Below are 6445 nucleotides of genomic sequence, written 5' to 3'. Positions count from 1 at the left end.
GGGTTCGAGTCCCCTGGGCTCCACCAGCACTTTCCTTGGTTGATCTCGGTCCGAGGACAGCCTCCGTACAGCCAAGCCGTTCACGCTGTTGCCACTCAGGCACTGCGGGCAGGGGACGATCCGTCACGTCGGCTTGGGAGATGGTCTGCACTCCGCCAGCCTGCTTCCGCTGGGCAGGGAGGTGGACACCCTCGCAGGGGTTGAACGCGATCGGACGGCTCCTCGTTGACGGGTGCTGGCGCGTCGTCAGCGGTGCTCGCCGAAGACCGCCGTGGCCACCTGGTAGCTGTCGAACGCCCGGGCCGCCCCGGCGTACGCCTCCAGGTGGATGAAGAGCTCGACGATCTCCTCCTTGGTCACGCCGGACGTCAGCGCGATGCGCAACTGCCCCCGCAGCGGCTCGTGGGTGCCCAGCGCCGCCGCGACGGCCACCGAGATCAGGCAGCGGCTCCGCAGGTCCAGGCCGGGTCGCGGCCACGAGTCGCCGAAGGTGTGCTCGGTCGCCAGCCGCCGGAAGTCCTGACCGACCGCGGGTTCCCCGTCGGCAAGCGGCAGGGTCAACGGTTGGCCGAGGAGGCGCTCCGCGGTGTCGAGGGCATGCTGGTATCGGGGATCGTCGGGCATGCGTTGCCACCTCCGCACGTGTCAGCCGATCGACTGCCGTTCGGTTCCAGCATCGTGCCCACCCCGGCGTTCGGTCGGCCGTTCCGGCGAACCGGTGGTCGCGACTGGCTTCGTCCTGCCAAATTGACTTCGTGTCCGGTGGGGCCAGTCATTCCCGCGAACCGTACCGGTCGGCGACCCGAGGTCAACGAGCGCTGCCTCAGCTGGGTAGGAGGTCTGCTGGGGTGGAGGCGCGTCCCTGGGACATCGCCAGCTCGAACGACTCGCCGAGGCTGTTCCGCAAGAGCGACAACAGGTGTTCGGTGTCCAGCACGGGACGACGGCCGGGGTCGAGTTGCCCGGCCACCCCCTCCGCGCAGCCGAGCAGTAGGGCGGCACGGTGGGGGCCGCCGCCTGCGAGTGCACACTCGGCAAGCAGTCGCAGGCCCTGTGCGATCTCACGTCTGTCTCCGGTGCTCTGCGCGATCCGTACGCTGTCGGCAAGGTTCTCGGCGGCGACGTCGTACGCGCCCGCGTGCAGCGCCGCCATGCCCACTCCGTTGAGGCATCGACTCAGGCAGCGAAGATCGCCGATCCTGCGGAATTCGGGCAGCAGCGTCTCGAAGGCTGCGCCGGCTGCTGCGGGACGTCCGCGGAGCTGTTCGAGCCGTGCCAGGCAGACCTCCGCGTGCAGCCTCTCGTGGTTGCTCGGGGTCGACTCGGCGAGGTCGCGGGCTTCCGTCAGCCATGTCTCGATGTCATCGGGTTGGGAGCCCACGTCGATGCATCGGGAGGCCATCTGGATGAGGCAGTTGCTGCGTTTCACCAGGTCGCCGATCCGCCCGAACGCGTCTGCCGCCTGCCTGAGATGGTCGAGGGTGTCATCGAGATCGCGTCCCGCGAGGGCCAGGCCCTCGAGACTGAAGGCGAGATGCCAGTCGTCTCCGTGGCCACGGAATTCGTCCACCGCCCGGTGGAACTGCTCGCGAGCCGGCTCGGCTTGTCCGTCGTACATCAGGGCCCAGCCCACCGCCATGGTGGCCAGGGACCGGCTGTGCTCACCCAGCGCGGGCCCCGCTGCCAGTTCGACGCCGTGCCGGGCTGTTTCGAGCGCTGCTCCGGTGTCCTGGTAGCACCGGAGCAACGATGCGGTCACGGCGGCCTGCACGCCGAGGCGGGAGGGGGGCAGCGGATGTTCGAGCAGGCGGTCCAGCCAGTCGAAGAGCTCACCGCGGGCGCCGAGGATCTCCCAGCCGGTGCCGACCCCGGAGATGAACGTCCAGGCCGCGTCCAGGTTCCCCGTGTCGAGCGCCCAGTGCACCGCCGCCCGGATGTCGGGCCACCGCTGCTCGAACCAGCGCAGGGCTCCGGCCTGGTCCCTGCCCTGAAGATCCGCCATCCATGCGGGGCCACCCTGCAGGTGGTGGACGGCATGACGCTCTCGTATAGCGGCCAGACCGCCACGCTCCTCCAGGCGGGACTGGGCGAAGTGGCGGATGCTGTCCAGCAAGCGGTACTCGGTGGTCGGCCCGTCCCGCCGGCTCGACAGCAGGGAGCGGTCCAGAAGCCGCGGGAAGACGCGCACCACGTCGTCGTGGGTGATGGCCGGCGGGTCGGACACGACCGCATCAGCGGTGTCGAAGTCGAAGCTGCCGGGAAACACCGAGCACCGTTCGAAGAGCACCCGCTCGTCCTCGTCGAGCAGTTCGTAGCTCCAGCGGATCGCGGCCTCCAAGGTGCGGTGCCGGCCGGTCGCGCCTCGGCCGGTGTCGGCCAGGAGCGCGAAGCGGTCCTGCAGGCGCACGAACAGCTCACTGGGTGAGAAGGCGCGAAGCCGAGCGGCGGCGAGTTCGATGGCCAGCGGTAGGCCGTCCAGCTTTCGGCAGATCGCCGCGACGTCGTCGGAGTTCCGGTCGTCGAGGGTGAAGCTGGGGAGTGCCTTGGCGGCCCGGTCCGCGAAGAGCCGCTCGGCCTCCGAGGGCTGCAGGGGCGCGACATCGTAGAGAGCCTCTCCGGCCACGCCGAGGGGAGTGTGTCCGGTGGCGAGCACATGCAGGCTGGTGCACGTCCCGAGCAACTCGTCCAGCAGTCGCGACGTCGACTCCGCCACGTGCTCGCAGTTGTCGACGAGCAACCAGTGATCGCCGTGTGCGAGCACGTCGCGCAGTTGCGACAGCAGTCGGCGTTCGTCCGCGGCGATCCCCAGGCTGTCGGCGAAGACCCGCGTCACCGGATCGTCCGGGGCTGTGCTGGCCAGGTCGACCAGAACCCATGTTGCCGGGTGTGGCAGCGTGCCTGCGACGTGAAGGGCCAACCTGGTCTTGCCCACCCCCGGCGGCCCGGTGAGCGTGACGAGCCGATGCCGTTGGACAAGTGAGGCGACCTGAACCGTCTCCTGCTCTCGACCGAAGAAGGACGACAACGGCTGGCGAAGGACACCGCGACGGCGTACGGCAAACTCGTCGGCGGCATCGACGAGCATTCGCCGCTGCGTCACCCCGAGCTTGCGTAACAGTGACGAGACGTGGCTCTCCACGGTGCGCTCCGACACGTGCAGCGCTTCCGCGATCTCCCGGTTCTGCAGCCGTCCGCCGACCAGCCGGAGAACGTCGGCCTCGCGCCTCGTCACACCGGCCGCTCGAAGCCTGCTGGGGACCTGTTCCGCATCGGGCACTCACCAAGGATCAGGGACCGGCTTTCCGGGGTCCACCTCCGACCCGGGTTCGAATTTCCGTACTGAGCACGGATGTAGCAGGCGACGAGGTGCGCTCGAATGGATCGAAACCAACGGGCACGGCCGGCACCACGTCAGGGTGCGGGCATCGACAAGGAGGACGGCATGACCCTCACTGTTCAGCAGCTGGTGGCTCAAGCGAAGAGCGAGGTGCGGAACCTCTCGGTCGACGAGGTGGCGCAGCACCTGGAGTCCGGTGACGTGCGACTCGTCGACATCCGAGAGCCCGAGGAGGTGGCGCGGGACGGCGCCATCCCGGGGGCTGTCCTGGCCCCGCGCGGCATGTTGGAGTTCTGGGCCGACCCCTCCAGCGCATACCACCGTACCGAGTTCGATCCGAACTCCAGGACCATCCTCTACTGCGCATCCGGTGGCCGGTCCGCCCTCGCGGCGCAGAGCCTGCAGCTCCTCGGGTACACCGATGTTGCTCACCTCGACGGCGGCCTCAAGGGCTGGAAGCAGCAGGGTCGCCCCGTCACCTTCCAGCAGAGCTGACCCGGTAGCCAGCCGCCCGAACTCGGAGCGTCAGGCCGGTTCGGGTCCGCTCCGGGGTCGGCGCGGTGGCTTGCTCGCCGGTTCCTCCGGCTCGCCGCGGTAGCGCGGGTTGCGCTTGACGATCAGGGGCGCGACCAGCGCGGCGAGCACCCCACCGAGCAGCGGGAAGACGATGAACAGCCAGAGTTGCCGCAGCGCTGTGCCGCCCTCGAACAGGGCCGGGCCGAACGACCGGGCCGGGTTCACCGAGGTACCGGTCAGCGTCACGGCCACCAGGTGTGCCGCGGCGAGCGTCAGGCCGATCGCCAGTCCGGCGAACGCCGCGTGTTCCGCGCGACTCGTCACCACCAGCACCACCAGGACGAACAGGAACGTCAGGATGGTCTCCAGCACCGCCGCGCCGACTCCGTTGATGTGCTTGCCGTACCCGTTGCTGCCCAGCGCGCCGGTCTGGTCCACCACGTCTCCCCAACGCACCAGGCCCCAGATCACGGCGCTGGCGACAGTGGCGCCGGCGAACTGGGCGATCCAGTACGCGATCGCGCCGCTGGGCGAGATCTTGCCGGACAGGAGTACACCAAGTGTCACCGCCGGATTGACGTGACTGCCGGAGAGCGGGCCGATCGTGTAGACCATCGCCAGCATCACGAAGCCGAAGGCGAGGGCCACGACGACGACCCCACCGTCGACGCGGGCGGCGACCGCGCTGCCCACCCCGACGAAGACCAGCAGTAGCGTGCCGAGAAACTCGGCGGCGTACCGTCGCACGTCATCCATGGGGTCAGACTAGGACGACCAGTGGCCCGAAAAGGGCAAAAGCGGCAGCCGCAGCCAGCTCACCCGCCCGACCTCGCGGCAGGTAGGCGCTTCTTGGTGAGCCAGCGCATGACGTCCAGGGTGTGTGACGCCGGGTAGTGGATCGGGTGGAAGACGTGCTCGATCACGTCGTCGGCGATGACCAGGGTGAGTCGTTCGTACAGTGTCATGTCGCCGGCGGTGAAGGTGGGTAGGCCGAGGGCGGCGGCCAGGCTGAGGCGCGGGTCCGGGATCAGTGGGTACGGCAGTCTCAGCCGGTGTACGAGTTCGCGCTGGTAGCCGGTGGATTGTGCGGACAGGCCGTAGACGCGGTCGGCACCGGCGGTGCGTAGTTCGGCGTGGTGGTCGCGGAACCAGGTTGGTTGCTCGGTGTCGCGCAGTGCGCCGGCCACCTCCAGGAGGCTGTTCGGCAGGTCGACGCCGGGGCGGCCGGTGAGCGGGTAGACGAAGATGATGGTGCGTCCGGGGCCGAGTGCGGCGAGGTCGACGGGCCGGCCGTCGGTGGCGTAGAAGGCCAGCGCGGGTAGGGGTTTGCCGATCAGGTCGGCTGGGTCGGTGCCGGCGGGTGACTGGCCGGGTGCGACGCGGGTGGCTGCGGCGTCGAGGCGGGCGTTGAGGGCGTCGCGTTGGGCGGTCAGTTTGCCGATGCGCTGCTGCAGGGCGGTGACGGTGCCCCGATAGGTGGCCAGCGCGGCGGCGCAGACGTCGGTGTCGTCGGCGCCGGCGGCGATGGATTCGACGAACGGGCGGGTCTCCTCGACGCTGAGGCCGAGCGCCATCAGTTCCCGGATCTGGGCGACCAGGCGGACCGCGATGGGGTCGTACTCGCGGTAGCCGTTGCCGAGGCGGCGGGGTACGACCAGCCCGACGGACTCGTAGTACCGCAGGGCCCGGATGGTCGTTCCGGTCCGACGTGCCAGCTCACCCACCCGCACGTCCCCGATGCTAAACCCGGACCCTGGGGTACGGGTCAAGGCCGCGAAGTCGACTTGACCCGCACCCCGAGGTGCGGGTTTAGCGTCCCCGCATGATTGGCACACCGGTCGGTGACTTCGACTACGAGACAAAAGGCCAGGGGTACGCCGCGCAGCGGCGCCCCGATCCGCGGATCGCGGCGCTGATCCACGCGGCGTTGGGCGATGCCCGGACCGTTCTCAATGTGGGTGCGGGGGCGGGCTCCTACGAGCCCACCGACCGGTACGTGGTGGCGCTCGAACCGTCGGCGCGGATGCGTGGTCAGCGGCCGGTGACGGCGGTACCGGCGTTGGACGCCGCTGCCGAGTCCATCCCGTTCGACGATGACGCGTTCGACGCGGTGATGGCGACCGTGACCGTGCACCAGTGGGCGGACACCGCCCGTGGGCTGGCGGAGCTGCGTCGGGTCGCGCGGGGCCCGGTGGTGGTGCTCACCTTCGACGGTGCGGCACTCGATCGCTTCTGGCTGGCCGAGTACGCCCCGGGGCTGATAGCCGTGGAGCGCCGCCGCTATCCGGCGATCAGCACCATCGCGGAGGCCATCGGTACGGAGGTGAGTGTCATCGAGGTGCCGATTCCCGTCGACTGTGTGGACGGTTTCACCGAGGCCTACTACGCCCGCCCGGAACGTCTCCTCGACCCGGCGGTCCGGGCCGCTCAGTCGGCGTGGGGTTTCGTCGACGAGGCGGCGACTACCCGTGCCGTCGAGCGGCTCCGGGACGACCTCGACTCGGGTGTCTGGGAAGCGCGACACGGGCACCTGCGCACCCAGCCGACCTTCAACGGTTCCCTGCGTCTGATAGTCGGCCAGCCGTGAGCCAC

Annotated in this window: 6 protein-coding genes; 2 read left to right on the top strand and 4 right to left on the bottom strand. The window is 69.6% G+C overall.

The genetic code is table 11. The annotated features are described in order from the left end of the window. Positions 1-246 precede the first annotated feature (246 nt). On the bottom strand, positions 247-624 hold the full coding sequence (locus tag C1A38_RS25155; protein ID WP_102660188.1) for a carboxymuconolactone decarboxylase family protein: 378 nt from the start codon (positions 622-624) through the stop codon (positions 247-249). 199 nt (positions 625-823) lie between these two features. Further along, entirely contained in the window at positions 824-3232 is a 2409-nt protein-coding gene (locus tag C1A38_RS25150) for an ATP-binding protein (RefSeq protein WP_158244941.1), read from the bottom strand. A 210-nt stretch (positions 3233-3442) separates the two neighbouring features. Between C1A38_RS25150 and C1A38_RS25145 the strand changes: the two genes are divergently transcribed. Further along, positions 3443-3832 (top strand): rhodanese-like domain-containing protein, encoded by a 390-nt coding sequence (locus C1A38_RS25145; protein ID WP_102660186.1) that lies wholly within the window; start codon positions 3443-3445, stop codon positions 3830-3832. Positions 3833-3862: 30 nt separating this feature from the next. Here C1A38_RS25145 and C1A38_RS25140 read toward each other — a convergent pair whose 3' ends face one another. Continuing rightward, positions 3863-4609: an MIP/aquaporin family protein gene (locus tag C1A38_RS25140; protein ID WP_102660185.1), complete on the bottom strand. Its 747-nt coding sequence runs from the start codon at positions 4607-4609 to the stop codon at positions 3863-3865. A 59-nt stretch (positions 4610-4668) separates the two neighbouring features. After that, complete coding sequence (locus C1A38_RS25135; protein WP_233197008.1) at positions 4669-5583, bottom strand: MerR family transcriptional regulator; 915 nt, start codon at positions 5581-5583, stop codon at positions 4669-4671. 92 nt (positions 5584-5675) lie between these two features. Here C1A38_RS25135 and C1A38_RS25130 point away from each other — a divergent pair, with 92 nt between their 5' ends. Further along, on the top strand, positions 5676-6440 hold the full coding sequence (locus C1A38_RS25130) for a class I SAM-dependent methyltransferase (protein WP_102660184.1): 765 nt from the start codon (positions 5676-5678) through the stop codon (positions 6438-6440). Positions 6441-6445 lie beyond the last annotated feature (5 nt).

It is taken from the genome of Verrucosispora sp. ts21, from assembly GCF_002879555.1.
Taxonomy (GTDB): domain Bacteria; phylum Actinomycetota; class Actinomycetes; order Mycobacteriales; family Micromonosporaceae; genus Micromonospora; species Micromonospora gifhornensis.
The sequence above is the reverse complement of the archived record's forward strand: the minus strand, read 5'-3'. Positions and strand labels throughout refer to the sequence as shown.

What these genes read in the sequence shown, in the direction of transcription:
- C1A38_RS25145 (WP_102660186.1), top strand. Translation starts at nt 3,443, where the DNA reads ATGACCCTCACTGTTCAGCAGCTGGTGGCTCAAGCGAAGAGCGAGGTG.
- C1A38_RS25130 (WP_102660184.1), top strand. Translation starts at nt 5,676, where the DNA reads ATGATTGGCACACCGGTCGGTGACTTCGACTACGAGACAAAAGGCCAG.
- C1A38_RS25155 (WP_102660188.1), bottom strand. Translation starts at nt 624, where the DNA reads ATGCCCGACGATCCCCGATACCAGCATGCCCTCGACACCGCGGAGCGC.
- C1A38_RS25140 (WP_102660185.1), bottom strand. Translation starts at nt 4,609, where the DNA reads ATGGATGACGTGCGACGGTACGCCGCCGAGTTTCTCGGCACGCTACTG.